This window comes from Paraburkholderia flagellata (genome assembly GCF_021390645.1).
GTDB lineage: Bacteria > Pseudomonadota > Gammaproteobacteria > Burkholderiales > Burkholderiaceae > Paraburkholderia > Paraburkholderia flagellata.
On the sequence record NZ_JAJEJT010000001.1, the window covers coordinates 540,142 to 565,214 of the forward strand.

Genomic DNA, 25,073 nt, shown 5'->3' on the forward strand with positions numbered 1-25,073 from the left:
CGCGTTTTTTTCATACTGCGAAGCAAATTCGCCGTATCAGAACACGTGCTCGGGCCCCGGGAACGTGCCTTCCTTCACCGCCTGCACATAGGCACGCACAGCCGATTCGATATCGGGCTGGCCCACCATGAAATCCTTCACGAAACGCGGCCGCTTGCCGGGAAAAATGCCGAGCATGTCGTGCAGCACGAGCACCTGGCCCGAGCAGTCCACGCCCGCGCCAATGCCGATGGTCGGAATGCGCAACTGCTTCGTGACTTCCGCGCCGAGCGCCGCGGGCACGGCCTCGATCACCACGAGTTGAGCGCCCGCGTCCTGCAGCGCCAGCGCGTCGCGAATCAACTGGGTCGCGGCCGCGTCGCTCTTGCCCTGCACCTTGAAGCCGCCGAATGCATGCACCGACTGCGGCGTGAGGCCGATGTGCGCGCACACGGGCACGGCGCGCTCCACCAGCATCTTCACCGTGGGCGCGAGCCATTCGCCGCCTTCGATCTTCACCATCTGCGCGCCGGCGCGCATGAGCTTCACGGAGTTCGCGAACGCGTCTTCGGGCGTGCCGAAGGTGCCGAACGGCAGGTCCGCGATGATCAGCGCCTTGGTTTGCGCACGCGCCACGCACGCGGTGTGATACGCGATGTCGTCGATGGTGACGGGCAGCGTGGTCGTGTGGCCCTGGAGCACGTTGCCGAGCGAGTCACCGATCAGCACCGTATCGACGCCCGCGCGCTCGCACAGCGCGGAGAAGCTCGCGTCATAGCAGGTCAGCATCGCGATGCGCTCGCCTGCGTCGCGCATAGCCTGAAGTTTGGGCACGGTGACCGCGCTGCGGCTCGTTTCCTGCAGGTAAGTCATGGGGAAATCCGTTGGGAAAGGGAAAAACGGGGAGGGGCTGCGCCGCTCGATCGCACCGATGAAACGGTTATAGCGACGTGCCCTTGACGAAGGATTCCTTGCGGCCGCGCATCGTCTCGATACGTTCGACGACGAGCGCGAGGTCCGCATCGGAATCGAGCAGATCCAGATGCTCCGCGCCGACGGTGAGCACCGGCGCATGATCGTAATGATAGAAAAAATCGTTGTAGCTGTCGCAGAGCGCATGCAGGAATGCACTCGAGATAGCCAGCTCGCGCGGTATCGCCCGCTTCTGGATGCGCGCGTAGAGTGCCTCGGGGCTCGCCTGCAGATAGACGACGAGGTCGGGCGCGGGAGCGGGCGAGGTCAGACGCGAGGCGAGCGCGCGGTAGAGCGGCAGTTCGTCTTCAGCGAGTGTGAGGCGTGCGAACAGCTCGTTGCGTTCGGCCAGGAAATTCGTCACGAGCGGCGCGCCCGTTGCCCGGCGCGCGGCCACTTCGCGCGAAAGCTGCTCGCGCTGCAAGGCGATATGCAACTGCGCGGCGAGCGCATGCGACGAAGGCGCAGTGTCGCGATACACGCGTTCCAGAAACGGATTCTCCGCGTTCGATTCGAAGAGCGTCTGCATCGACCAGCGCTCGGCGAGGCGCGTGGCAAGCGTGGTCTTGCCCGCGCCGATCGGCCCTTCGATCACGATGTACTGGAGCGCTGCGGGCCGCGGGGCGCGCGCGCTGACGACGGGCATGAGGGTCGTGCTCATCGGCAGTTGCCGGCGGGCGGCGTGTCCGGCGCAGGCGCTGTGCCCATGCACTGGCATAGCGGCTTGACCTTCTCGATGCGCTGATCGGCCACGGCGGCGAGGAACGCGCTGGCGGGCCCCAGGCCCGGAATCACGAGTTCGGGATCGATCTCGACGAGCGGCACGAGCGCGAATGCGCGGCCCGTCATGCGCGGATGCGGCACGACGAGGTCGGTTTCGTCGATGGTGGCGTCGCCGTAAAGCAGGATGTCGATGTCGAGCGTGCGTGGCGCGTTGCGAAAGGGACGCTCCCGGCCGAAGTGATGCTCGACGCGCTGGCAAAGCGCAAGCAGCGCGTGAACATCGAGACTCGTCTCGATCTTCACGACGCAGTTGTAATAGTCGTCGCCGCCCGCGTCGATGGGCGCGGTGCGGTACAGACTCGATTTGGCGACGACGGTGAGGGTGTGCTGTTGTGCAAGGCACACCACCGCGTCTTTGAGGGTCTGGCGCGCATCCCCCAGATTCGCGCCGATTCCCAGCCAGGCAACCGTCATGGCTTCACTTCCTGCGACTTTTGTTGCTGTTCGACACATGTGCGCCTCGGCTTGCCGCGACGCCGCACGGCGTCAGTCCTCGTGCGGACCGGCGTGGCCGTCATAGTCTGCACTGCTGGGTTCCTGCTCGTCACCGCCTGCGCCGGCTTCCGGCGCAGCATCTTCGCCCGTTCTGCGGCTCTTCGAGCCGCCGCGGCGGCGGCGCTTGCGCGGCGCGCGTTCCTTGCCGCCCTGCGAGAGGAGGGCCTCACGCGCGGCGATGTCGCCGGAAATGAAGTCCGTCCACCATTGGCCGACTTCGGCATCCAGCTCGCCCGATTCGCAGCGCAGCAGGAGGAAATCATACCCCGCTCTAAATCTTTGGTGTTCCAGCAGCTTGAGCGCGCCACGTCCACGCTTTTCGAGGCGCAGTTGCAGGCCCCAGATCTCGCGCATGTCCGACGAGAAGCGGCGATGGATCGCGAGCTTCTCCGTTTGCGCGTCGATCACGTCGTCCATCGCGCGATGGAGCGCCGGCACCGGGATTTCGCCCGCTGCCGTGTACTGTTGCCAGCGCTGCTGCACGTCGTGCCAAAGCAGCGTGGCGAACAGGAAGCCAGGCGACACCGGCTTGCCCGCGCGCACGCGCGCGTCGGTGTTCGAGAGCGCGAGCGTGATGAAGCGCTCGCCCTGCGGCTGCTCGAGAATCACGTCGAGGAGCGGCAGGAGGCCGTGATGCAGCCCTTCCTTGCGCAGCCACCGCAGGCACTCGAGCGCGTGGCCCGAGAGCAGCAGCTTGAGCATCTCGTCGAAAAGACGCGCGGCAGGCACGTTGTTGATGAGGTCCGCGAGCTTCGTGATCGGCTCGCGCGTGTGCTCTTCGATCTCGAAGCCGAGCTTCGCCGCGAAACGCACGACGCGCAGCATGCGCACCGGGTCTTCGCGGTAACGCGTGGCCGGGTCGCCGATCATGCGCAACAGGCGCGCGCGCATGTCGGCCATCCCGTTGTGGTAGTCGAGCACCGTCTGCGTGGCCGGGTCGTAGTACATCGCGTTGATCGTGAAGTCGCGGCGCGTGGCGTCTTCGTGCTGCTCGCCCCAGACGTTGTCGCGCAGCACACGGCCGCTCGCATCCACGGCGTGGGTCTTGCGGTCGAGCTCGTCGCGGCGCATGCGCTTCGCCGGCGCCGGCGCCGGAGCGGGCGCGGCATCGGCGGGCGGGGCGTCCACCAGCGCGCGGAACGTCGAAACCTCGATGATTTCCTGGCCGAACTGCACGTGCACGATCTGGAAGCGCCGGCCGATGATACGCGCGCGGCGGAACAGCTTCTGCACCTGGTCGGGCGTGGCGTCGGTGGCGACGTCGAAGTCCTTGGGCGCGACGCCGAGCAACAGGTCGCGCACCGCGCCGCCCACGATGAACGCCCGGAAACCCGCTTGCTGCAGGCCTTCGGTCACGCGCACTGCGTTGCGCGAGATGAGCGCGGGATTGATGCCGTGGACGTCGGCGGAAAGGATGACGGGCGTGGCCGGATCGCTCGCGCCTTTGCCACCGCGCGGCTTCGACGTCTTCTGCGCGCTGGCCGGCTTGCGGCGCGCACGGGTGGTGCCTGCTACGGCGGCTGCGCCTTCATGCGAGGCCGCGTGCGGATCGGCGGCGGGGGTTTCGGTGTCTTGCGTCGCTTCGGCGTCGTCCTGGCCGAACAACTTGCGGATGAGTTTCTTGATCACTGGGCTTGGAACAAATCGAGGATGCGCCAGCCCGCTTGTTGCGCGTGAGCGCGCAGGGTGTCGTCGGGGTTGGTGGCGATCGGGTCGCTGACTTTTTCGAGCAGCGGGATGTCGTTGTGCGAGTCGCTATAGAAGTAGCTGCGCTCGAAGTCCGACCAGTTCTTGCCGAGCGAGGCGAGCCACGCTTCGACGCGCACGATCTTGCCTTCGCGGTAGCTCGGCGTGCCGGTCGGGCGGCCGGTGAAGGCCGATGCCGGATGGCCGTCCACGGTTTCGACTTCGCACGCGATCAGCTTGTCCACGCCGAACGCCTCGGCGATGGGCGCCGTGATGAATTCGTTGGTGGCCGTGACCACACAGCAGAGATCGCCCGCTTCCTTGTGCTTTTTCACGAGCTCGACCGCGCTCGGCAGGATGGTCGGCTTGATCACCTCGTGCATGTACTGGTCGTGCCATTCCTTCAACTGCGCGCGCGAATATTTCGCGAGCGGCGTGAGCATGGCGACGAGGTACGCGTGGATGTCGAGCTTGCCGGCCTTGTAGTCGGCGTAGAAGCGGTCGTTTTGCTCCGCAAAGCGCTCGCCGTCGACAATGCCGAGCTTCACCATGAAGCGGCCCCATTCGTGGTCGCTGTCGGTGGGGATCAGGGTGTGATCGAGGTCAAAAAGTGCAAGGTTAGCCATGGGCGCTCATTTTACTTGAAGCGGGGGACGCCGTTGCCGCCGCCGGCGGGCGGCGTCGGGGCGGCGGGGTCCGCGGGAGATTCGGGTCCGCGAGGCGTGTCGCTCGCGGCAGGCGATTCGCTGTCTTGCGCTTCGAACAGGTCGGGCGTTGCCGGTGTCTGCGCGTCTGCTGATGCTTCGTTCGGCGCCTCGCCGGTGTTCGCCGCGCTTGCGGCGGTTGCGTCCGGCGGATCGAGATCGCCGCGCAGCTCGCCGGTCATTTCGTTGCTCACGTCGGCTTCGACTTCGCCCTTGAGTTCCGTGCCCAGTTCCTTGTGGACGACGTGACGATATTTGGCCCCTAATTCGCCTTCGACGTTGTCGGTCGGTTTAATGAAGGGCACGGGCGTCAGCGGACGCGCCTGCAAGGCGGGTGCTTTCGGCGCTTCGTAGGGTTGGGCGTCGTCGGGCTCTGCTGCGGGCGAGGGCGGCGCTGTCGGCTCGTCGGCCTCATCGCGCTCGGCGGGTTGCAATTGCGCGGCGATGTTTTCGCCCGGGCCTGCGTCGTCTTCGTCTGCTTCGACTGCTTGCGCCGCTTCGTTCGTTTGCGCCGGTTCTTCGTCGGAAAGCGCATCGTCCGTCGCTAGCGTGCTGGCAGCGCTCACCAGATCGCCCACGCCCTTGGCGAGCATCGCGCGCAAGAGCGGCAGCGTCACCGCGCGCTTCTGTTCGAGCGAAAAGCGGTCGAGCGCGTCGAGCAAGCCCATGAGGCTCGGCATGTCGCGCCGGAAGTGCGTAAGCAGGTAGGCGGGCACGTCGTCGGCGAGCGCAATGCCGCGCTCGCGTGCGGCGAGCTTGAGGATCGCCGCCTTGCCTTCGTCGGAAAGGGGTGCCAGGTGGAACACGAGACCCCAGCCCAGGCGCGTGCGCAGGTCCTCGCGTACGGCGAGACCCATCGGCGGCGCGTTGCCCGTCGCGACGAGCGCGCAGCTGGGGTAGGAGCGCACCTCGTTGAACAGGTTGAAGAGCGCGATCTGCTGCGCGCCCGAGAGCGAATCGCAGTCGTCCACCGCGTAGATCGTCACGCGCGGATCGAACGTGAACGCGGCCAGCGCGCTTTGCGGGCCCAGATAGCGCACGTGGCCCGGTGGCGCTTCATCGGCGAGCGCGTGCAGCAGGTGGCTGCGCCCGTTGCCGGGTTCGCCCCAGACATAGAACGTGCGATCGGCGATCGGGCCCGCCGTGAGCGCCGCGTCCAGACCGCGCAGGCGCGCGACCAGCTCGGCGTTGGCGCCGATGTGGAAGTTGTCGAAGGTCGATGGCGGCGGAGTGCCGAGATCGAGCGTTAACTGTCGCTGCACGGTGTGTCTGGACGGAGTCGGTTCTAGTAAAGCGTGCTCTCGTGAGAACTGCGGAGAACACTGAGCCGCGAACGCCGCAGCACGCGGCCGATGGCGAGCGCGATCCCGGTCCAGATAGCGGCCCGACGCGGGTACGGTGCGAAATGCGGTGTGTTCTGCGGCAAAACTCGGTTTCCGGTTGTGGGGCGCCAGGCGAAGCGTGTTCCAAATCTCGCTCCACCCGCGGCGGCGGGGCGCCGTCAATCGGTTAAAATCGCATTTTACCGACCTTCTGGCGCTTCCCCATGAATCAACCGAAATCCGGCCCCGCTAATCAGGAACAAGGCCTCTCCTACGCCGACGCTGGCGTCGACATGGTCGCGGGCGACGCGCTCGTCGATCGCATCAAGCCGTTTGCGAAGAAGACCCTGCGCGAAGGCGTGATGGGCGGCATCGGCGGATTCGGCGCGCTCTTCGAAGTGCCGAAGAAGTACAAGGAACCCGTGCTGGTTTCGGGCACCGACGGTGTGGGCACCAAGCTGCGCCTCGCGTTTCATCTGAACAAACACGACACGGTCGGCCAGGATCTCGTCGCGATGAGCGTGAACGACATCCTCGTGCAGGGCGCCGAGCCCCTCTTCTTCCTCGACTACTTCGCCTGCGGCAAGCTGGACGTCGATACGGCGGCCACCGTCGTGAAGGGCATCGCACAAGGCTGCGAGCTGTCGGGCTGCGCGCTGATCGGCGGTGAAACGGCCGAAATGCCGGGCATGTACCCCGACGGCGAATACGACCTGGCCGGTTTCGCGGTGGGCGCGGTCGAAAAGAGCAAGATCATCGACGGCAGCACGATCGCCCCGGGCGACGTGGTGCTCGGTCTCGCTTCGAGCGGCATCCACTCGAACGGCTTCTCGCTCGTGCGCAAGATCATCGAGCGCGCACAGCCGGACCTCGCTGCCGACTTCGACGGCCGCTCGCTCGCCGACGCGCTGATGGCGCCCACGCGCATCTACGTGAAGCCGCTGCTCAAGCTGATGGAAACCATCACCGTGAAGGGCATGGCGCACATTACGGGTGGCGGCCTCGTCGAGAACATTCCGCGCGTGCTGCGCGAAGGTCTCACGGCTGAACTGGATCACGCGGCATGGCCGCTGCCGCCGCTCTTCACGTGGCTGCAGAAGCACGGCGGCGTGGCCGATGCGGAAATGCACCGCGTGTTCAACTGCGGCATCGGCATGGCCGTGGTCGTGGCGGCTGATCAAGCTGATGCAGCGGCGTCGCTGCTGGCCGCTGCGGGCGAGCAGGTGTGGAAGATCGGCGTGGTGCGCGAAAGCAAGGAAGGCGAAGCGCAGACCGTGGTGGTCTAAGCCTGACGCGTTCGACGCGCAAAAAAATGCCCGCCATCGATTGGCGGGCATTTTTCTTTTGGGCTGTGCGAAACGCGTTACAGCACCGTGCGCACGTGCCAAAGCTCGGGGAACAGCACGACGTCGAGCATCTTGCGCAGATACGGCGCGCCGCTCGTGCCGCCCGTGCCCTGCTTGAAGCCGATGATGCGCTCGACCGTCGTCACGTGGCGGAAACGCCATTGTCGGAACGCGTCTTCGAGATCGACGAGCTCTTCGGCCATCTCGTACAAATCCCAGTATTCCGAAGGATTGCGATACACCTCCAGCCACGCTGCCTCGACCGTGGCGTCGTGTTCGGTCGGCAGCGACCAGTCGCGGTTCAGGCGCTCGGGCGCGATCGCAAAGCCGCGCCGCGCGAGCAGGCGAATCACTTCGTCGTAGAACGAGGGCGCTTCGAGCGTCGCTTTCACCTGCTCGAATATCTCGCCACGATGCTCGTGCGGCTTGAGCATCTGTGCGTTCTTGTTGCCGAGCAGGAACTCGATCTGCCGGTACTGGTACGACTGGAAGCCCGACGACGCGCCCAGATACGGCCGCATGGCCGTGTACTCGGAGGGCGTGAGCGTCGAGAGGACGCTCCAGGCCTGCACGAGCTGCTCCATGATGCGCGAGACGCGCGCGAGCTGCTTGAACGCGGGCGGCAGCGCGTCGCGGTGCACGTTGGCGAGCGCCGCGCGCAGCTCGTAGAGCGCGAGCTTCATCCACAGCTCGCTCGTTTGATGCTGCACGATGAACAGCATCTCGTTGTGGTCGGGCGAGAGCGGATGCTGCGCACCCAGCACGGCATCGAGCGCGAGGTAATCGCCGTAGCTCATCGACTTCGAGAAGTCGAGCTGCGCGTCGTGCCAGCCTTCGCCTTGCGCCGCGTTTTCGGGCGCTTGTGCGCTCGGCGTGGTCGCGCCGTGTCCGAACGGACAGCCGCCGCGTGCGGCGCCAGTGGTTTCAGCGGCGGTTTCACCCGCGTTGGGCATGCCTGGGACTTGCATGTGATCGTTCATCTGCCGCTCCTCAGGTTACCGCGCCGCGTTCGGCGAATTCGGGCTTGCGCCAGGACTCGGTCGCGAGCACGTCACGTAGCGTCTCCACGGCGTCCCACACATCGACGTAACGCAGATACAGCGGCGTGAAGCCGAAGCGCAGCACGCGCGGCTCGCGGTAGTCGCCGATCACGCCACGCGCGATCAACGCCTGCATCACCTCATAGCCGTGCGGATGCTCGAAGCTCACGTGCGAGCCGCGCTCTGCATGCCCGCGCGGCGTAACGAGCGTGAGGCCGTATTCCTTGCAGCGCGTCTCGACCAGTTCGATGAAGAGGTCCGTGAGCGCGAGCGACTTGCGGCGAACGGCCTGCATGTCGGTTTGCAGGAACACGTCGAGACCGCATTCGACGAGCGCCATCGAGATGATCGGTTGCGTGCCGCAGAGAAAGCGGGCGATGCCGTCGTCGGGGCGGTACTCGGGGTTCATCTCGAACGGCTTCTTGTGGCCCCACCAGCCCGAAAGCGGCTGCGAGAACGCGCTCTGGTGGCGCTTGGGCACCCACACGAAGCCAGGCGAGCCGGGCCCGCCGTTCAGGTACTTGTAGGTGCAACCCACGGCGTAGTCGGCGTTCGCGCCGTTCAAATCGACCGGCACGGCGCCCGCCGAATGCGCGAGATCCCACAGAGCGAGCGCGCCCTGTGCGTGAATATGCTCGGTGAGCGCGCGCATGTCGTGCATCTCGCCCGTGCGGTAGTTCACGTGCGTGATCATCGCCACCGCCACGTCTTCGCGGATCGCGGCGCGCAGTTCGGCGGGATCGTCGACGAGGCGCAGTTCATAGCCGCGGTCGAGCTGCTCGATGAGCCCTTGCGCGATGTACAGGTCGCTCGGAAAGTTCGAGCGTTCCGAGACGATCACGCGGCGCTTCGGGTCGCGCGCGTTTTGCACGCGCAGCGCGGCGGAAAGCGCCTTGAAGAGATTGATCGAGATGGTGTCGGTGACGACGACTTCGTCGTCGGCCGCGCCGATCAGCTTCGCGAGCTTGTTGCCCAGACGCTTGGGCATGGCGAACCAGCCCGCCGTGTTCCAGCTGCGGATGAGGCCTTCGCCCCATTCGCCGCCGATCACGGCCTGCGCACGCGCGGCCGAGGCCGAGGGCGGCACGCCGAGCGAGTTGCCGTCGAGATAGATGGTGCCGGCCGCGAGCGTGAATTGCTCGCGCAGGGCGGCGAGCGGATCGGCGCGATCGGCTGCCAGGGCTTCGTTGCGGTCGTTCATGTCTACGTTTCGTTATGTGGCGGATTGAGCGGGGATTGGGTTGGTGACGGCTTAAGGAAACTCGCGCAGCACGGCGCGCACGGGGCTTGCGTCAAGCGTCGCGAACTTCAGCGGCAGCGCGATGAGTTCGTAGTCGCCGGGCATTACGTCGTCGAGCACGACGCCTTCGAGGATCGCCATGCCATGCGCGCGGATGCGGTGATGCGCATCCATCGTCTTCGATTCCTGCGGGTCGAGCGAGGGCGTGTCGATGCCGATCAGACGCACGCCGTGCGCGGCGAGCAGATCGATCGTTTCAGGCGCGACGGCGCAGAAATTGCTGTCCCAGTGGTCCTGCGGTGCGTTCGCGTAGGTGCGCAGCAACACGCGCGGCGGAATCCCTGGCAGCGCGCCTTCCACGTGCTCGGGAAGCACGAGCGGCGCGGCGCCCACGCAATGAATCACGCGGCACGCGCCGATATACGTGTCGAGCGGTACCTCGCCGATCGGCGCGCCTTCGGCGTCGTAGTGCAGCGGTGCGTCGGTGTGCGCGCCGGTGTGCGGCGAAAGCGTCACGCGCGCGACGTTGACCGGCGAACCCGCCTCCATGCGCCACACGCGCTCGACGCTCACGGGCGTATCGCCGGGCCAGACGGGCGTTTCGGGGCGAATCGGCGGGGAAATGTCTTTGATCTTCGTCATCGCAAAGTTGTCTCGTCTCCTGTCGGCCGCACTTGGCGCTTTAGCGCTTAGTGCGGCCCCATGCAAGGCTGATGCTTCGAATGATAGGCAACTCCCCGCGAAATGTGCTTGCGAAAAAAACGCCGCAAACTTCGGTTGTTGGCACATAATTTGTCTTAAGACGGGAATGGAGACCAAATATGAACGCAATCTCGCTTGATGCTACCGATTGCCGTATTCTCGCCGTACTGCAGAACGAGGGGCGGATCAGCAATCTCGACCTCGCGGAGCGCATTTCGCTCTCGCCATCGGCATGCCTGCGCCGTTTGCGGCTGCTCGAGGAGCAAGGCGTGGTGGAGCGTTACCGCGCGAGTCTGAACCGGGAGATTCTCGGCTTCGAGATGGAGGCTTTCGTGCAGGTGTCGATGCGCAACGACCAGGAGAGCTGGCACGAGCGTTTCGTCACGGCGCTGCGCGACTGGCCGGAGGTGGTCGGGGCGTATGTGGTGACGGGCGAGACGCACTACCTGCTGCGCGTGCTCGCGCACAACCTCAAGCACTACTCGGACTTCGTGCTCAACAAGCTGTACAAGGCGCCGGGCGTGATGGACATCCGCTCGAACATCGTGCTCACGACGCTCAAGGTGGAAGTGGGCGTGCCGGTGGACCTGATCGCGCAGCGCGAGCCCAAGAGCGCGCCGGCATAAACGACAGGGCGCGCGCCGCGCCCGATCAAGGCGGCTTCAGAGCGACTGGAGCTGGTGGAACGCGCCGCCGTGGAACACGAGCGGCGAAGCGTCGGTGCCATCCTCGCGCACGCCGCAGCGTTCCACTTCCCCGACGAAGATCACGTGGTCGCCTTCGTCGTAGCGGCTGCGGTTGTGGCATTCGAACCACGCGATCGCGCCGTCCAGCACGGGCATGCCGGTGTCGCCGGCCGCGTGCGAGACGCCCTCGAAACGGTCGCCCTTCACGGTCGCAAAGCGCTTGCACAGGTCGAGCTGCGACGCGGCGAGCACATTGATCACATAATGGCTGTTCGAGCGGAACACGGGCATGGAGGCCGAGCGTGTGGCGAGGCTCCACAGCACGAGCGGCGGATTGAGCGAGACCGAGTTGAACGAGCTGGCCGTGATGCCGATGAGCGTGCCGTCGGGCGCGCGCGTCGTGATGACCGTTACGCCGGTGGCGAACTGGCCAAGCGCGCGGCGGAATGCGCCGTCGTCGAAGTTGGGCGGGGTGGCGCGGCGGGTCATCGGTGCAGGCCTTCACGGGCCGCGCGCGCGGCGGCGGGAGCAGAAATCGGGATCAACGTCATGTGGAAATTCGGCGAATTGTCACAATTTTAGCGGAAGCGGCGGATGGCGGGTCGCGCAGGGCACCGCGTGGTGTGTCCGAAGTTAGGTCCGTAATTGCGTCCGCAGTCACGATCAAAGGAGCGAACAGCATGAGTCAGACAGTCGAAACGGCCACCCTGGGCGGCGGGTGCTTCTGGTGCCTGGAGGCGGTGTATCTGCGCGTGGATGGCGTGAGTGCAGTGGAGTCGGGCTACGCGGGCGGCCACGTGGCGAACCCGAGCTACGAGCAGGTCTGCGACGGCGAGACCGGCCACGCTGAGGTCGTGAAGGTGGACTTCGATCCCGCGAAGATCAGCTATCGCGAGATTCTCGACATCTTCTTCGCGATTCACGATCCCACGCAGTTGAACCGCCAGGGCAACGACGTGGGCACGCAGTACCGCTCGGCGATCTTCACGCACTCCGAGGCGCAGCGCGAAACGGCCGAGCAGGCGATTCGCGAACTGGCCGCTGAAGGCGTGTACGACGGCAAGATCGTCACCCAGGTGCTGTCGCTCGACGGCAACTATTTCCCCGCCGAGGCGTATCACCAGAACTACTTCGCGCAACACCCGAACCAGGGCTATTGCTCGTTCGTGGTCGCGCCGAAGGTTGCGAAGTTCCGGCAGAAGTTCGCGCACCGGCTCAAGCCCGAGTAAGCACCAGAAGGAGAGCGGGCGGTTTCGTTTCGCGCGTCAGTCATCGTTTTGTTCTTCTTCCTGCACGCCGGGCGATGCTTCGTCCGGCGTTGCGTCGCGTGCGGCGTCCAGTGCCGTTTCCCCGCGTAAGCGTTCCATCTCGTCCGCAATCGCCCGCGCGAGCTTCGCGCACGTGAGCGGCGCCGATCCCTCCGCCTTGTTGTTCGTCGTGATCAGCACGGGCTGGCCCGCCATCGCGTAGCGCGCGGCCAGTTCCGCGAGCGTGACGCGCGTGTGCGGGTCTTCGTCCACCAGCTTGTCGAACGGCTCGTAGCGCGCCTTCGCCTGCTCGTACTTGAAGCCGCTGTGCAGGCTCCAGCGCACGATCAGCGGGCCGGCGGGGGCCTCGCCGTCCATCAGCGCGAGCGCGGCGGCCTGGCGCAGCGGGTCCGGCATGCGGGCGTGCAGGCCGACGCAGTAGCGCACGCCCGCCGCGCGCAGCGTGCGCACGAAGCGCGGCGTGAGCAGGATCGCGTCGCGGATCTCGATGGCGTAGCAGGGGCCGTCGCCAGCTGCGCTGGGCTCGGCTGGTTTGGGCAGCGGCGGCAGCGCGGCGAGGAAGGCGGTAAGCCGTTCGACGAACGCCGCCGGGTCGGCCAGCAGCTGATCGGGCAGCGGCGGGAACTGGAACACGAGCGCGCCTGCCTTGCTGCCGAGGCCCGCGAGGCACGGCTCGACGAATTCGCGCGCGGCCAGCTCCGCATTGAGAAAGCACGGGTTCGCCGAGACGGGCTCGCCACGCTCGCCGCGCACACTGGCGTCGGTGATGAGCGCCGGCGCCTTCACGATGAAGCGGAAGTGGTCCGGCACTTGCTGCGCATAGCGCAGGTAGTCGGTGACGGTGAGGGGCGCGTAGAACGAGCGGTCGATGCTCACCGAGCGCAGCAGCGGATGCGCGCCGTAGGCCGAGAGGCCGTCGCGGGCGAGCTTGGACTGGCTGTAGTCCTCGCCGTAGACGATGCCGCGCCAGCCCGGAAACGACCACGACGAGGTGCCGAGCCGCACGCTCGCGGGCAGCGCGGCTGCGACGTCGAGCGTGTCTTGCGTGGCCACCGCGGGCAGCACGCCGCGGCCACGGCGCTTGGGAGCGTCGGGGTTGGGCTTTTTCAGCGCTTTCTCGCGCGGCTCGCCTTCTTCGCGCGCTTCCACTTCGGCGTCGTCATCGCGCGTGGGGCGAGCGGGGCGCAGGGTCGCGGACTTCGGCGCAGGCGTGGGCACCGGCGCCGCGAAGCCGAACAGGTCGGGCTGCGGCTCGGCACGGGCTTCGGCTTTCGGCGCGTTGCGGCGTGCAGCGCGGCGCGCGTCCGGGTTGGCGTCCCCGGGGCCGGAGTCGTTGGCCGACCCGCGCGTCATGTCGCCAAACAGGTCGTGGCCGTCGTCGCGTTCGTTCATGCAGTGGCGTCGTGATGGCGGTCGTGGGGCGAAGCCGCCTGAGCCGGGCGCAACTGCGGAAACAGTCGATTCGCTGGCGGCGCGGTGAACCGCGCCGCCGCCGGCGTCACAGCGGCTTCTCGTACATATACCGGCGCGACCACGGCAGCGTTGTCGCGCTGCGGCCGGCCTTGCGGCAGACGATCTGGAAGATCGACACGTCGTCGTGCTCGAACGCGTACGCGCAACCCGCCAGATAAACGCGCCAGATGCGGAACTTCACGTCGTCGACGAGCTGTTTCGCTTCCTCGGCGCGCGCCTCGAAATTCTCCGCCCACAAATCGAGCGTGTGCGCATAGTGACGGCGCAGGCTTTCCACGTCAACCGCTTCGAGGCCGCCGCGCTGCGCCGCTTCGAGCGCGAGGCCGATGTGCGGCAGCTCGCCGTCGGGGAACACGTAGCGGTCGATGAACTCGCCGCCGCCGAGCGCCGTTTCGCCCGAATCGGCGTCCGACGACGTGATGCCGTGGTTCATGGCAATGCCGTCGTCGGCGAGCAGATCGTGGACCTTGCGGAAATAGCCCGGCAGATTTTTGCGCCCGACGTGCTCGAACATCCCCACGCTCGTGATGCGGTCGAACTGGCCTTGTATGTCGCGATAGTCCTGCAGCCGGATCTCGATGCGATCTTCGAGGCCCGCGGCCTTCACACGCGCGGTGGCGAGATCGAACTGGTTCTGCGAGAGCGTCACGCCCACGCAGCGCGCGCCGAAATTCTGCGCCGCGCGCAGCACGAGCGCGCCCCATCCGCAGCCGATATCGAGCAGTGTCTGACCTTCCTTCACCTGGATCTTGGTGAGGATGTGGTCGATTTTCTTGAGCTGGGCGGTGGCCAGGTCTTCATCGCCGTTCTCGAAGTAGGCGCACGAATAGACCATGTTCTCGTCGAGCCAGAGTTTGTAGAACTCGTTCGAGACGTCGTAGTGGTACTGGATGGCCTGCTTGTCCGTGGACTTCGAATGCGTGAAGTAGCGGCGCACGCGCGCGAGCTTGCTGGCGCTCGTGACGGTGCTGCGCGCGAGCGTATAGCTGATGTTGATGATGTCGGCGAGCTTGCCTTCTATGTCGATCTTGCCCTTCACGTAGGCCTCGCCGAGATTGTCGAGGCTCGGCGTGAGCAGAAGCGGCAGCGCCGACGCGCTATTGACCTTGAGCGTGACACGAGGGGCGGCGAAGTGGCCGAAGTCGTATTGCTTCCCGCTCCAGAGCACGAGGCGGGCAGGCAGGTCGGCCTTGTTGCGCACTTCTTCTACCCACTGTGCGAGTTTTTTCTCCCAGAACATGCTTTTCTCTCCATGTCAGATGAACGAGTGAAGCCCAATGACAAAAGCGAATTGCGATGCTTGATTTATGGCGACAGCGAGGTACTGAACAACGTGAAACGAAAGCGGTGAGACGAAAACAAGGTGAGCGCGGCGTCAGTCCACTACGCCGCGCGCATTCGATCAGGGCGCGAGACGTTCGATCTTCCACGCCGCACTCGCGCTCTCACGCGCATAGCGGATACGGTCGTGCAGTCGCGACGGCCGACCTTGCCAGAACTCGATGGCCTCCGGCACGAGCCGGTAGCCGCCCCAGTGCGGCGGGCGCGGCGGCGCTTCGCCATACTGCGCGACGATTTCGCGCTCGCGTGCTTCGAGCGTCTCGCGGTTCGCGATCACCGTGCTCTGCTCCGAGGCCCATGCGCCAATGCGCGAGCCAAGCGGGCGCGAATTGAAGTACGCGTCGCTTTCCTCGGCGCTCGTGAGTTCGACCTTGCCCTCGATGCGTACCTGACGCTCCAGCTCGATCCAGTGAAAGAGCAGCGCCGCATGCGGATTCGCGCTCAGTTCGCGGCCCTTGCGGCTCTCGTAGTTCGTGAAGAACACGAAGCCGCGCTCGTCCACGCCCTTGATGAGCAGGATGCGCGCGGCGGGGCGGCCTTGCTCGTCGACGGTTGCGACCGTCATGGCGTTGGGCTCGGGCAGCTTTGCGTCGAGCGCCTGGGCGAACCAGGTCTGGAACTGGCGGATCGGATCGGGATCGACGTCGGCGGCGTCGAGCGAGCCGAGCGAGTAGGTCTTGCGGAGATCGGCGAGGGATGTCATCTTTTATGCAGACGCTTCAATGCGGACAAGTATATCGAACAGGCGAGGAAACAGGGGCGCACGGCCTCGTTCGGCGCGATCAGGCAAAATACGGGTCTTGCGAGGACCGTGACAGCAGCGTGCAACCGGTCCGCTTACGATTGCCTACCGTCATGTCCAGTATCCCGATTTCCCCTGCCGCCGGCTCCGTCGATCTTACCCCGAGCCCCGCCGACGATGTTGCCGACCGGGCCCGCCGATTCGGCGGAATCGCGCGGCTTTATGGCGCACCTGCGCTCGACGCGTTCGAGCGCGCCCACGTTGCCGTGATCGGCATTGGCGGCGTGGGCTCGTGGGCCGCCGAGGCGCTCGCGCGCAGCGCGATCGGCAAGCTCACGTTGATCGACCTCGACAACGTGGCCGAGAGCAACACCAACCGCCAGATCCACGCGCTCGACGGCAACTACGGCAAGCCGAAGGTCGAGGCCATGGCCGAGCGCATCAAGCTCATCGATCCGGCCTGCGACGTGCGTCTCGTCGAGGATTTCGTCGAGCCGTCGAACTTCGCCGAACTGCTCGGCGGCGGCTTCGACTTCGTGATCGACGCCATCGACAGCGTGCGAACCAAGACCGCGCTGATCGCCTGGTGCGTCGAGCATCGCGTGCCGCTCATCACGGTGGGCGGCGCGGGCGGGCAGCTCGACCCGACACGCATTCGCATCGACGATCTCGCGCTCACGATCCAGGACCCGCTGCTCTCCAAGGTGCGTGGCCAGTTGCGCAAGCAGCACGGCTTTCCGCGCGGGCCTAAGGCCAAGTTCAAGGTGAGCGCGGTGTATTCGGACGAGCCGCTCATCTATCCCGAAGCCGCCGTGTGCGATATCGACGCCGAGGCCGAGCACGTGACCACGTCGCCGGGGCATCACGGTCCGGTGGGGCTCAATTGCGCGGGCTTCGGTTCGAGCGTGTGCGTGACGGCGAGCTTTGGGTTCGCAGCGGCTTCGTACGTGCTGCGAACGCTGGCGCATCAAGCCAATGGGCGCTGAAGCCGGGCGCAAAGAACGCAAAAAAGCGTGCCTCGTAAGGCACGCTTTTTTTTGTAGCGTGGAAAGCGAACGAACTGCGAGCCGGCCGACTTATTCGACGGCTTCCGCTTCATGCAGGCGCGGCAGCAGACGATCGAACTCGCGGCGTACGAGACCGTAGCACTCGCAGGCGCGCGCTTCGAGGCGCTTGCGGTCGAGCACACGGATCTTGCCGCGGCTGTGATGGATCAGGCCTTCGTCGTGCAGCTTGCCGGCTGCTTCCGTGATGCCTTCGCGGCGCACGCCGAGCATGTCGGCGATCAGTTGCTGCGTCACGCTCAGATCGTTCGAATCGACGCGATCCACTTCAATCAGCAGCCACCGGCACAGCTGCTTGCTCAGCGAATGGTGACGGTTGCAGGCGGCCGTCTGCGCGACTTGCGTGAGGAGTGCATGCATGTAAAGCAGCGTGATGCGGCGCAGGAGCTCCGAGCGCGCGAACTGCTGCTTGAGTGCCTGTGCGCTGATGCGGTAGGCGAAGCCAGAGCTTTGCACCTGCACGCGGTTCGGCATGGTTTCGCCGCCGGTCAGCACCGGCACGCCGGTCATGCCTTCGCGGCCCACGGCTGCAATTTCGACGGAGCTGCCATCTTCCATCGTCGAGAGCATCGAGATGACTGCCGTCGTCGGAAAGTACACGTGATGGATACGCTGCCCACAATCGCAGAGCAGTTGTTCAGTGCGCAGTTGAACAAGTTCGAGATGCGGCGCCAACGCTTGCCACTCGTGCGACGGAAGTGCGCCCAGCAGATGATTGCCGTGCAGATCGGATTGAAGGGTCAACATGATTTGGTCCTCGCGTGAAGCGGCGTGCCGCCCCCTGATTTTTTTCTAACTCCGGTCGCCGAACTTTCTTGTTATCGCCGTTACCCGTACGGCTATACGTTCGTTGCGCCGGCCCGTAAGCCCCGTAGCAATTTGCGATCTCGATTGTCGGCATCCATGCCTCGGTCGCGAACTCTACTTAGCAGGGGTTGTGCCAGCGGCAGCGAAAGTGAGGACGCTTGCGGGTTTGCGTGGTCTGAGCAATTTCCAGGACGACACTTCGCCGCATTATTGTTTCAGTTCTGTACACCATCCGCGCGGCGCGACTTGCCAATCAACTGAAGTTTATCGTCGTCAACTCATTGATTTGTATTGATATTTGCATTCGGCATGCGGGTGGACGGAAATGAGTCCTCTTTGAAACACCGTCGGGCCAAGGCCAGGGAGGGCGGTGCACGCCGGCCTCTGCAGCGCAGCGATTTTGATTCAGTTCTGTTGGGGTGGCACTGACACTTTCGCAAAAACGTTCGGATGTGAAACATCACATCGGGCGGACCTCTTCGTGCTTAGTGCGCTGCCGCACATAACGCTGCCCGCGTCTGCGTCGCTCGGAAAAATATCGTGACGGCCCCTGCGATCAATGTGGCTGCGCGTACAGATTCGCGCGACACGTCTTGTTCTAATGGCACCCGTATGCGAACCAGATAACGAAACCAGGCACATTGCTGCGGGGGAGTCATCCTGATGAACAACGACGTGACGTCTGCCGGCCTGATAGCCGCAGCAAATGAAGGCGAAGCCGAGCTGATCGTTCAGCCCGTTGTGCTGGCGGGCGGTTCCGGCACGCGGCTATGGCCGCTTTCTCGCGAACACTGTCCCAAGCAGCTGATCGATCTGCTCGATGGCGAGTCGCTGCTCGAGGCGACCGTGCGGCGCCTCGATGGCGTATTCCTGCACGGCGTTGCCTCACTGCCTGAAGTGCACACAGCGGTTCGCAAGGCTGCGCCGTTCGTCGTGAGCAGCGAGGACCTGCGCCATCTGACCGCTGACCGTCTTGGACGCAGCGGCATGACCGCACGCTTCGTGCTGGAACCGCTCGCGCGCAACACGGCGCCCGCGTTGACTGCGGTGGCGCTTGCGGCGAGCAGAGATGGCGATCCCGTGCTCGTTGCAATGCCCGCGGACCATCTGATCGCCGATAGCGCGGCGTTCGCCGCCGCTCTCGAAGAAGCCGTGACGCACGCGGCGCGTGGCGCGATCGTCACGCTCGGCGTGCCGCCTCAGCGTGCCGAAACGGGCTACGGCTACATCGGCGCGGGATTGCCGCTTGGCAGCAGCGGGGCGCGCAGCATCGAGCATTTCGTGGAGAAACCCGATGCGCAGCGCGCGGCGAGCTATGTGGCTTCGGGCAACTATCTATGGAACAGTGGAATTTTCGTTGTGCGCGCATCGGTCTGGCTTGCGGCGATCGCACACAGCCGGCCGCTCATCGCGGCGCAGTGCGCGGCGGCGTTTGAGAGCGCCGCCGTCGACGCAGACGGCACCATCCATTTGAACCGCGACGCGCTCGCCGCCTGTCCGTCCGATTCGATCGACTACGCGGTGATGGAGTCGGTCGGCGTGAATGCGCGGCTCGCGGGCGTGGTCGTGCCGCTGCGTTCGGGCTGGTCGGACGTCGGGGCGTGGGATGCCCTGTGGCAGGTCTCGGAGAAGGACGAGAACGGCAACGTCGCGCGCGGTCGCGTGCTATTCGAGGATGCGACGGATACCTTCGTGCATTCGGACGGTCGGCTCGTTGCCTGCGTGGGCGTGCGCGGCATGGTCGTGGTCGAGACAGCGGACGCCGTGCTCGTTGTCGCGAAAGACCGCGTTCAGGACGTCAAGGCGGTGGTTGCGAAGCTCAAGGCGCAGCACAGCGAAGTGGCGCGCCAGCACAGGCGCGTGGAGCGCCCGTGGGGCTGGTACGACTCGGTCGATCAGGGCGAGCGCTTTCAGGTCAAGCGCATTGTCGTGAAGCCGGGTGGCCGGCTCTCACTGCAGATGCATCATCACCGCGCCGAGCACTGGACCGTGGTGCGCGGTACGGCCCGCGTGACGCGCGGCGACGACGTGCTTCTGCTTTCGGAGAACGAATCGACCTATATCCCGCTTGGCATGACGCACCGGCTCGAAAATCCGGGCAAGACGGCGCTCGAGATCATCGAAGTGCAGTCGGGCTGCTATCTCGGCGAGGATGACATCGTGCGCTTCGACGACCAGTACGGCCGCGTTCAGGCGTAGGCGACTGAACGTAACGCGAGGACGCACGCGGCGTCCTCGCCCCTCGCAGGATCAGTTCAGCGTCGCGCTCAGCTTGCGCCGCCATTCGCTCACGAGCTGCGGCTGATGCGCCGCGAGATCGAACACGGAAAGCATGGTCTTGCGGCCCACATCGTCGCGGAAGGTGCGGTCGCGCTTCACGATCTCCAGCAGATGTTCGAGCGCGTCCGCGTACTTGTGACGTGCGATCAGTGCGTTCGCCAGATCGAAGCGCGCTTCGAGGTCGCCAGGGTTGGCGGCGACCTGGGCTTCGAGCGCGTCGGTGGGCGGCAGGTCGGCGGCGGCGTCGAGCGCGTCGAGGCGCGTCTTGAGCGCGTTGAAGCGCGCGTCGATACCTTGCGTGGTCTTGGGCGAAAGCAGCTCGACTTCCTTTTGCGCGTCGTCGGCGCGGTTGTCGGCGAGCAGCATCTCGATCACGTCCATGCGCACTTCGTCGTTGCCCGGATCGAACGCGAGCGCGGCCTGCAGCGCTTCATACGCTTCGTCGCGGCGGCCTTCGGCCAGCGCTTCCTGCGCGACGCGGCGCGCGGCGTCGACGCCGTCGGGGATCAGGCCGTCGAGGAACTGGCGTAGCTGGCCTTCGGGCAGCACGCCCACGAACTGATCGACCGCCTGGCGGTCGGCAAATGCGACGACGTGCGGAATGCTGCGCACGCCGAAGTGCGCGGCAAGCTCCTGGTTTTCGTCGACGTTCACCTTCACGAGCTTCCATTTGCCCGCGTAGTCGGCCTCGAGCTTTTCGAGCATCGGGCCGAGGCTCTTGCAAGGGCCGCACCAGGGCGCCCAGAAGTCGACCAGCACCGGGGCGAGCGCCGACGCTTCGATCACATCTTTTTCGAAAGTGGCGAGAGTGGTGTCCATTGCGTCCTCGTTGAGAAATCCGTTATGCCGCTAGTTGGGGACGAAACGCCCGAGTTTCAATTGTCCTGCGAATGCGGCGAGCCCTGTTGAGCCTTAGCGCGGCTTCTTTTCCGGCAGCGGAATCCATTCCGTTTCGCCGGGAACATGCCCCATTTCCTGGCGCGTCCACGCTTCCTTCGCGGCTTCGATCTTCTCGCGCGAGCTAGCCACGAAATTCCATTCGATGAAGCGCTCGCCTTCGAGCTTTTCCCCGCCGAGCAGCATCACGCGTGCCCCATTTGCGCTCGAAAGCGTGACGGTTTCGCCCGGCACCAGCACGGCCATCGTGTGCTGTTCGAGCGGCGTGCCGTCGATCGCGAGATCGCCTTCCACGAGATAGACGCCGCGCTCTTCGTGCTCCGCGTCGAGCGCGATGGCGCTGCCCGGCGCGAAATCTGCGGCGACGTAGAGTGTGCCGGAGAAGGTCTCTACCGGCGCAGTCGCGCCGAACGCCGTGCCGGCGATCACGCGCATCGTCACGCCATTGCGCTCGATTTCGGGCAGCGTGTCGGCGGCGTGATGGAAGAACGACGGCTCGGTGTCTTCGTGATCGAACGGCAGCGCCACCCAGGTCTGGATGCCGTGCATGGTGAGGCCGGTGGCACGGTCCTCGTCGGGCGTGCGCTCGGAGTGGACGATGCCGCGCCCGGCCGTCATCCAGTTCACGTCGCCCGGCACGATCTTCTGGCTCGAACCGATGCTGTCGCGATGCATGAGCGCGCCGTCGAAGAGATAGGTGACCGTGGCGAGCCCGATATGCGGGTGTGGGCGCACGTCCACGCCCGAGCCCGGCGCCAGCGTGGCGGGACCCATGTGGTCGAAGAAGATAAACGGGCCGACGAGGCGCGCGGCGAGCGCGGGCAGCACGCGCCGCACATAGAGATTGCCGATGTCGCGTTGATGAGGCTTGAGAACCGCTTTGATCGATGAGGACATGAGGCTTCCTGGATGAGTCGTACGGTGCCCGCTTTGGGCCAGCGAGTGGGCGAAATCGGCGCGCGAGACAGACTGCGCGCGAGGCTGGCGCTCATTCTAACGCCGGTGTTCCCGGCGTGCGGCCAACGCATGGGCCCGGCGCTGGCGGCGCGGCGCGCGGCGGCGCGAGGCGGTAAGATCGCCGCTTCGAAGAAAAGGCATGACGCAAAAGAGGAGAGAGGGGATGTCGCCGAAGGACTTGTTGCTCGCGCTGGTGGTGGTGCTCGCGTGGGGCGTGAATTTCGTCGTGATCAAGGTCGGGCTGCACGGCGTGCCGCCGCTCCTGCTCGGCGCGCTGCGCTTCATGCTGGCGGCTTTTCCCGCCGTGCTGTTCGTGAAGCGCCCGCAAATGCCGCTGCGCTGGCTGCTGGCGTACGGCGCGACCATCTCGCTCGGTCAGTTCGCGTTCCTCTTCACCGCAATGTACGTGGGCATGCCCGCAGGCCTCGCTTCGGTCGTGCTGCAGGCGCAGGCGTTCTTCACGCTCGGCTTTGCGGCGGTGTTTCTGCGTGAGCGCTTTCACGCGCAGAACGTAATCGGCTTGTTGATCGCCGCGGGCGGTCTCGCGCTGATCGGCGTGCAATCGATGGGTGGCACTGCGGCAGCTGGCGCGCAAGGCATGACCATCGCCGGTTTCGTGCTCACGCTGTGCGCGGCCTGCATGTGGGCGCTCGGCAATATCGTCACGAAGAAGGTGGGCAAGGTGGATCTCGTCGGCCTCGTGGTGTGGGGGAGCCTCGTGCCGCCGCTGCCGTTTCTCGTGCTCTCGTACTGGATGGAAGGTCCGCAGCGCATCGTGGCCGCGCTCTCGGGCATCGGCATGACTTCGGTGGGCGCGATCGTCTATCTCGCGTTCGTTGCGACGCTCATCGGCTATAGCCTCTGGAGCCGTCTGCTCTCGAAGTATCCCGCAAGCCAGGTGGCGCCGTTCTCGCTGCTCGTGCCGATCGTCGGGCTCGTCTCGGCCTCGCTCCTGCTCGGCGAGCAGTTGAGCGCGGCCGAGATTGGCGGCGCCGCGCTCGTGATGGGCGGGCTCGCCGTCAACGTGTTCGGTGGCTGGGTCAAACAGCGCCTCGGGGCCGCGCGCTCTTGATACGTGCGCTCCAAATGAAAACGCCGCGCGAGCCCGAAGGCGTGCGCGGCGTTGGCCAGGATGCCGGACTTGCGTGCCTCAGGTCATCCGGCTCTTCGCGAGCGGTGGATTGGCCGCGAAATAGCGCTTGATGCCCTTGAGAATCGCGTTCGCCATCTTGTCGCGATAGGCGTCGTCGTTGAGCTTGGTCTCTTCTTCGGGATTGCTGATGAAGGCCGTTTCCACGAGGATCGACGGAATGTCGGGCGCCTTGAGCACCGCGAAGCCCGCCTGCTCGACCGAGCCCTTGTGCAGCTTGTTGATCTCGCCGACCTCGTTGAGCACGAAGCCGCCGTAACGCATCGAGTCGCGGATCTGCGCCGTCGTCGACATGTCGAAGAGCGCGCGGTTCACGGCGGCGTCGGCCGTCTGCACGCTGATGCCGCCGATCTGGTCCGACGAGTTCTCCTTGTTCGCCATCCAGCGCGCCGCGGCGCTCGACGCGCCGTGCTCCGAAAGCGCGAACACCGACGAGCCGCGCGCCTCGGGCGTGGTGAACGCGTCGGCGTGGATCGAGACGAACAGGTCCGCGCCCACGCGGCGCGCCTTCTGCACGCGCACGTTCAGCGGCACGAAGAAGTCGGCGTCGCGCGTCATCATCGCGCGCATGTTGGGCTGGGCGTCGATCTTTGCGCGCAGCTTCTTCGCGATGTCGAGCGCGACGTGCTTCTCGTAGGTGCCCGAGCTGCCGATCGCGCCAGGGTCTTCGCCGCCGTGGCCCGGATCGATCGCGACGGTCAACAGGCGCGTGGTGCCGCCCTTGGTGGACTTAGGCGCGGTGAAGCCGTAGTTGTCGTCGGCGCTGGCGCTTGGGTTGTCGCCGTCATCGTTGTTGCGCTGGGCGATGACGGGCGGCTTCGGCACGGCAGGTTTGCCCGGACGCGGCACGACCACGGCAGGCGGCGCCGGCGGCGTGGGACGCGGCGCGCTGGGCGCGCCTCCCGCATCGTTCTGCGCGTAGCGCTCGAAAAACGCGTCGCTGTTGTCGTGCGCAGGCGGCGTGTTCGGGCCCGCGAGCGTGGACGGCGGAGTGGTGTCCTTCATCGCCTGGTGCGCATCGAGTTGCTGCTGCTTGCGCTCGGTTTGGGCCAGCAGGTCCATGAGCGGGTCGGGCGCGACCGCCGGATAGAGGTCGAACACGAGCCGGTACCGGTACGAGCCCACCGGCTGCAGCGCGAACACCTGCGGCTTGACCGACCCCTTGAGGTCGAACACCATGCGCACCACGTGCGGCTGATACTGGCCCACGCGCACGGCCTGGATCTGCGGATCGTTAGGCGTGATCTTGGAGACGAGGTTCTTGAGCGCGTCGTCGAGATCGAGACCGGTGAGATCGACGACGAGACGATCGGGGCCTTGCAGCAGTTGCTGCGCGTTCTGCAGCGGCTGGTCCGATTCGATGGTGACGCGCGTGTAGTCGCGCGCGGGCCACACACGCACACCGATGACCGAAGTGGCCCACGCGAGGCGCGGCACGGCGAGACCGAGCACGAGCGTGGAGGCGCCCGCCTTCAGAATCTGCCGGCGACGCCAGTTGTGCGTGGCGGTGGCGGCCGACTCGATCGAGCGGAACGGTTTGATTAACATCTTTCTAGACATGCCTTTCCTGATGCGCTGAATGCGTAGGCGGTGAGCACGCGGCCTTCGCCGCTTGCATCCGGCTCGAGCGAGAACACGAGATCGGGTACGCCGAGCAGGCCGCCCGCGCGTTGCGGCCATTCGACGAGGCACACCGCACCTTGCGCGAAGTATTCGCGAAAGCCCGAGTCGGCCCATTCGGCCGGATCGCTGAAACGGTACAGATCGAAGTGATACAGCTGGAGTTCCCCATTCGGCGTTGCGACCGTGTAGGGTTCGACGAGTGTGTAGGTGGGGCTGCGCACGCGGCCCGCGTGGCCAAGCGCGCGCAACGTGGCGCGCACGAGCGAGGTCTTGCCCGCGCCGAGGTCGCCGTGCAACTGCACGTGCAGGCCGTGAAAGGGCGGTGCGTCGTGATCTTGCGCGCTGTTTTGTGCAACATCTGCGCGCAGCGAATCGAGCGCGTGCGCAAAGCGTGCGCCGAAGGCGTCGGTGGCGTCGGCATCGGCGAGATCGAAACGGCGTTCGAGGAGAACGTCGGCGGATGGATCAAGCGAAAGTGGCGCGTGGTCGTGACCGGGCGTGTCGGGCATTCTCGTA

General features: G+C 65.7%; 23 protein-coding genes and 1 pseudogene. 6 read left to right on the forward strand and 18 right to left on the reverse strand.

What is annotated here, in order from left to right; genetic code table 11:
• Positions 1-36: 36 nt before the first annotated feature.
• The 6 genes and pseudogenes from panB to hda form a co-directional block, all read right to left on the reverse strand.
• Positions 37-852, reverse strand: a complete 816-nt coding sequence (panB, locus tag L0U83_RS02400; protein ID WP_233880146.1) for a 3-methyl-2-oxobutanoate hydroxymethyltransferase — start codon at positions 850-852, stop codon at positions 37-39.
• 67 nt (positions 853-919) lie between these two features.
• Positions 920-1,612 (reverse strand): deoxynucleoside kinase, encoded by a 693-nt coding sequence (locus L0U83_RS02405; RefSeq protein WP_233880148.1) that lies wholly within the window; start codon positions 1,610-1,612, stop codon positions 920-922.
• Entirely contained in the window at positions 1,609-2,148 is a 540-nt protein-coding gene (gene folK / locus L0U83_RS02410) for a 2-amino-4-hydroxy-6-hydroxymethyldihydropteridine diphosphokinase (RefSeq protein ID WP_233880149.1), read from the reverse strand. Before folK ends, L0U83_RS02405 begins: the two co-directional genes overlap by 4 nt.
• 72 nt (positions 2,149-2,220) lie before the next feature.
• Positions 2,221-3,858 carry a polynucleotide adenylyltransferase PcnB gene (gene pcnB / locus L0U83_RS02415; protein ID WP_233880151.1) on the reverse strand — a complete coding sequence of 546 codons (1,638 nt, stop codon included), beginning with the start codon at positions 3,856-3,858 and terminating at the stop codon, positions 2,221-2,223.
• Positions 3,855-4,541 carry a histidinol-phosphatase gene (locus L0U83_RS02420; RefSeq protein WP_233880153.1) on the reverse strand — a complete coding sequence of 229 codons (687 nt, stop codon included), beginning with the start codon at positions 4,539-4,541 and terminating at the stop codon, positions 3,855-3,857. Before L0U83_RS02420 ends, pcnB begins: the two co-directional genes overlap by 4 nt.
• A 638-nt stretch (positions 4,542-5,179) precedes the next feature.
• Positions 5,180-5,881 (reverse strand): annotated as a pseudogene (hda, locus tag L0U83_RS02425) (DnaA regulatory inactivator Hda); the annotation flags it as partial.
• 284 nt (positions 5,882-6,165) lie between these two features.
• Here hda and purM point away from each other — a divergent pair.
• Entirely contained in the window at positions 6,166-7,227 is a 1,062-nt protein-coding gene (gene purM / locus L0U83_RS02430; protein ID WP_233880155.1) for a phosphoribosylformylglycinamidine cyclo-ligase, read from the forward strand.
• A gap of 77 nt (positions 7,228-7,304) precedes the next feature.
• Here purM and kynA read toward each other — a convergent pair whose 3' ends face one another.
• Genes kynA through kynB form a run of 3 tightly spaced genes read right to left on the reverse strand, consistent with a single transcriptional unit; the run spans position 7,305 to position 10,209 of the window.
• Entirely contained in the window at positions 7,305-8,267 is a 963-nt protein-coding gene (gene kynA / locus L0U83_RS02435; RefSeq protein ID WP_233880156.1) for a tryptophan 2,3-dioxygenase, read from the reverse strand.
• A 10-nt stretch (positions 8,268-8,277) separates the two neighbouring features.
• Positions 8,278-9,528 carry a kynureninase gene (gene kynU, locus L0U83_RS02440; RefSeq protein ID WP_233880158.1) on the reverse strand — a complete coding sequence of 417 codons (1,251 nt, stop codon included), beginning with the start codon at positions 9,526-9,528 and terminating at the stop codon, positions 8,278-8,280.
• A gap of 51 nt (positions 9,529-9,579) precedes the next feature.
• The gene (gene kynB, locus L0U83_RS02445; protein WP_233880160.1) at positions 9,580-10,209 is read right to left on the reverse strand and encodes an arylformamidase; all 630 of its coding nucleotides are present in this window, start codon (positions 10,207-10,209) and stop codon (positions 9,580-9,582) included.
• A gap of 179 nt (positions 10,210-10,388) precedes the next feature.
• On the opposite strand from kynB, the gene L0U83_RS02450 reads away from it, so the two are divergent.
• The gene (locus L0U83_RS02450) at positions 10,389-10,895 is read left to right on the forward strand and encodes an Lrp/AsnC family transcriptional regulator (RefSeq protein WP_028202039.1); all 507 of its coding nucleotides are present in this window, start codon (positions 10,389-10,391) and stop codon (positions 10,893-10,895) included.
• A 36-nt stretch (positions 10,896-10,931) separates the two neighbouring features.
• Here the strand turns inward: L0U83_RS02450 and L0U83_RS02455 are convergent, their stop codons facing one another.
• Positions 10,932-11,444 (reverse strand): flavin reductase family protein, encoded by a 513-nt coding sequence (locus L0U83_RS02455; RefSeq protein ID WP_233880161.1) that lies wholly within the window; start codon positions 11,442-11,444, stop codon positions 10,932-10,934.
• 191 nt (positions 11,445-11,635) lie between these two features.
• Between L0U83_RS02455 and msrA the strand changes: the two genes are divergently transcribed.
• Positions 11,636-12,184 (forward strand): peptide-methionine (S)-S-oxide reductase MsrA, encoded by a 549-nt coding sequence (gene msrA / locus L0U83_RS02460; protein ID WP_233880163.1) that lies wholly within the window; start codon positions 11,636-11,638, stop codon positions 12,182-12,184.
• A gap of 36 nt (positions 12,185-12,220) precedes the next feature.
• Here the strand turns inward: msrA and L0U83_RS02465 are convergent, their stop codons facing one another.
• From L0U83_RS02465 to pdxH, 3 genes are all read right to left on the reverse strand, one after another.
• On the reverse strand, positions 12,221-13,615 hold the full coding sequence (locus tag L0U83_RS02465; RefSeq protein WP_233880165.1) for a DUF72 domain-containing protein: 1,395 nt from the start codon (positions 13,613-13,615) through the stop codon (positions 12,221-12,223).
• Between the two features lie 106 nt (positions 13,616-13,721).
• Positions 13,722-14,936, reverse strand: coding sequence for a class I SAM-dependent methyltransferase (locus L0U83_RS02470; protein ID WP_233880167.1), 1,215 nt, complete (start codon positions 14,934-14,936; stop codon positions 13,722-13,724).
• Between the two features lie 162 nt (positions 14,937-15,098).
• Positions 15,099-15,740 (reverse strand): pyridoxamine 5'-phosphate oxidase, encoded by a 642-nt coding sequence (pdxH, locus tag L0U83_RS02475; RefSeq protein WP_233880169.1) that lies wholly within the window; start codon positions 15,738-15,740, stop codon positions 15,099-15,101.
• A gap of 152 nt (positions 15,741-15,892) precedes the next feature.
• Here pdxH and tcdA point away from each other — a divergent pair, with 152 nt between their 5' ends.
• Positions 15,893-16,765, forward strand: coding sequence for a tRNA cyclic N6-threonylcarbamoyladenosine(37) synthase TcdA (gene tcdA, locus L0U83_RS02480; RefSeq protein ID WP_233880170.1), 873 nt, complete (start codon positions 15,893-15,895; stop codon positions 16,763-16,765).
• Between the two features lie 90 nt (positions 16,766-16,855).
• Here the strand turns inward: tcdA and L0U83_RS02485 are convergent, their stop codons facing one another.
• Positions 16,856-17,590: a Crp/Fnr family transcriptional regulator gene (locus L0U83_RS02485; RefSeq protein ID WP_233880172.1), complete on the reverse strand. Its 735-nt coding sequence runs from the start codon at positions 17,588-17,590 to the stop codon at positions 16,856-16,858.
• A gap of 723 nt (positions 17,591-18,313) precedes the next feature.
• Between L0U83_RS02485 and L0U83_RS02490 the strand changes: the two genes are divergently transcribed.
• Positions 18,314-19,849 (forward strand): mannose-1-phosphate guanylyltransferase/mannose-6-phosphate isomerase, encoded by a 1,536-nt coding sequence (locus tag L0U83_RS02490; RefSeq protein WP_233880174.1) that lies wholly within the window; start codon positions 18,314-18,316, stop codon positions 19,847-19,849.
• 51 nt (positions 19,850-19,900) lie between these two features.
• Here the strand turns inward: L0U83_RS02490 and trxA are convergent, their stop codons facing one another.
• Complete coding sequence (trxA, locus tag L0U83_RS02495) at positions 19,901-20,749, reverse strand: thioredoxin (protein WP_233880176.1); 849 nt, start codon at positions 20,747-20,749, stop codon at positions 19,901-19,903.
• 93 nt (positions 20,750-20,842) lie between these two features.
• Positions 20,843-21,724: a pirin family protein gene (locus L0U83_RS02500; RefSeq protein WP_233880178.1), complete on the reverse strand. Its 882-nt coding sequence runs from the start codon at positions 21,722-21,724 to the stop codon at positions 20,843-20,845.
• Positions 21,725-21,947: 223 nt separating this feature from the next.
• Here L0U83_RS02500 and L0U83_RS02505 point away from each other — a divergent pair, with 223 nt between their 5' ends.
• Positions 21,948-22,856, forward strand: coding sequence for an EamA family transporter (locus L0U83_RS02505; protein ID WP_233880180.1), 909 nt, complete (start codon positions 21,948-21,950; stop codon positions 22,854-22,856).
• 78 nt (positions 22,857-22,934) lie between these two features.
• Here the strand turns inward: L0U83_RS02505 and L0U83_RS02510 are convergent, their stop codons facing one another.
• Both L0U83_RS02510 and tsaE read right to left on the reverse strand, forming a co-directional pair.
• The gene (locus tag L0U83_RS02510) at positions 22,935-24,494 is read right to left on the reverse strand and encodes an N-acetylmuramoyl-L-alanine amidase (protein WP_233880188.1); all 1,560 of its coding nucleotides are present in this window, start codon (positions 24,492-24,494) and stop codon (positions 22,935-22,937) included.
• Entirely contained in the window at positions 24,476-25,066 is a 591-nt protein-coding gene (gene tsaE, locus L0U83_RS02515) for a tRNA (adenosine(37)-N6)-threonylcarbamoyltransferase complex ATPase subunit type 1 TsaE (protein ID WP_233880195.1), read from the reverse strand. Before tsaE ends, L0U83_RS02510 begins: the two co-directional genes overlap by 19 nt.
• Between the last annotated feature and the right edge of the window lie 7 nt (positions 25,067-25,073).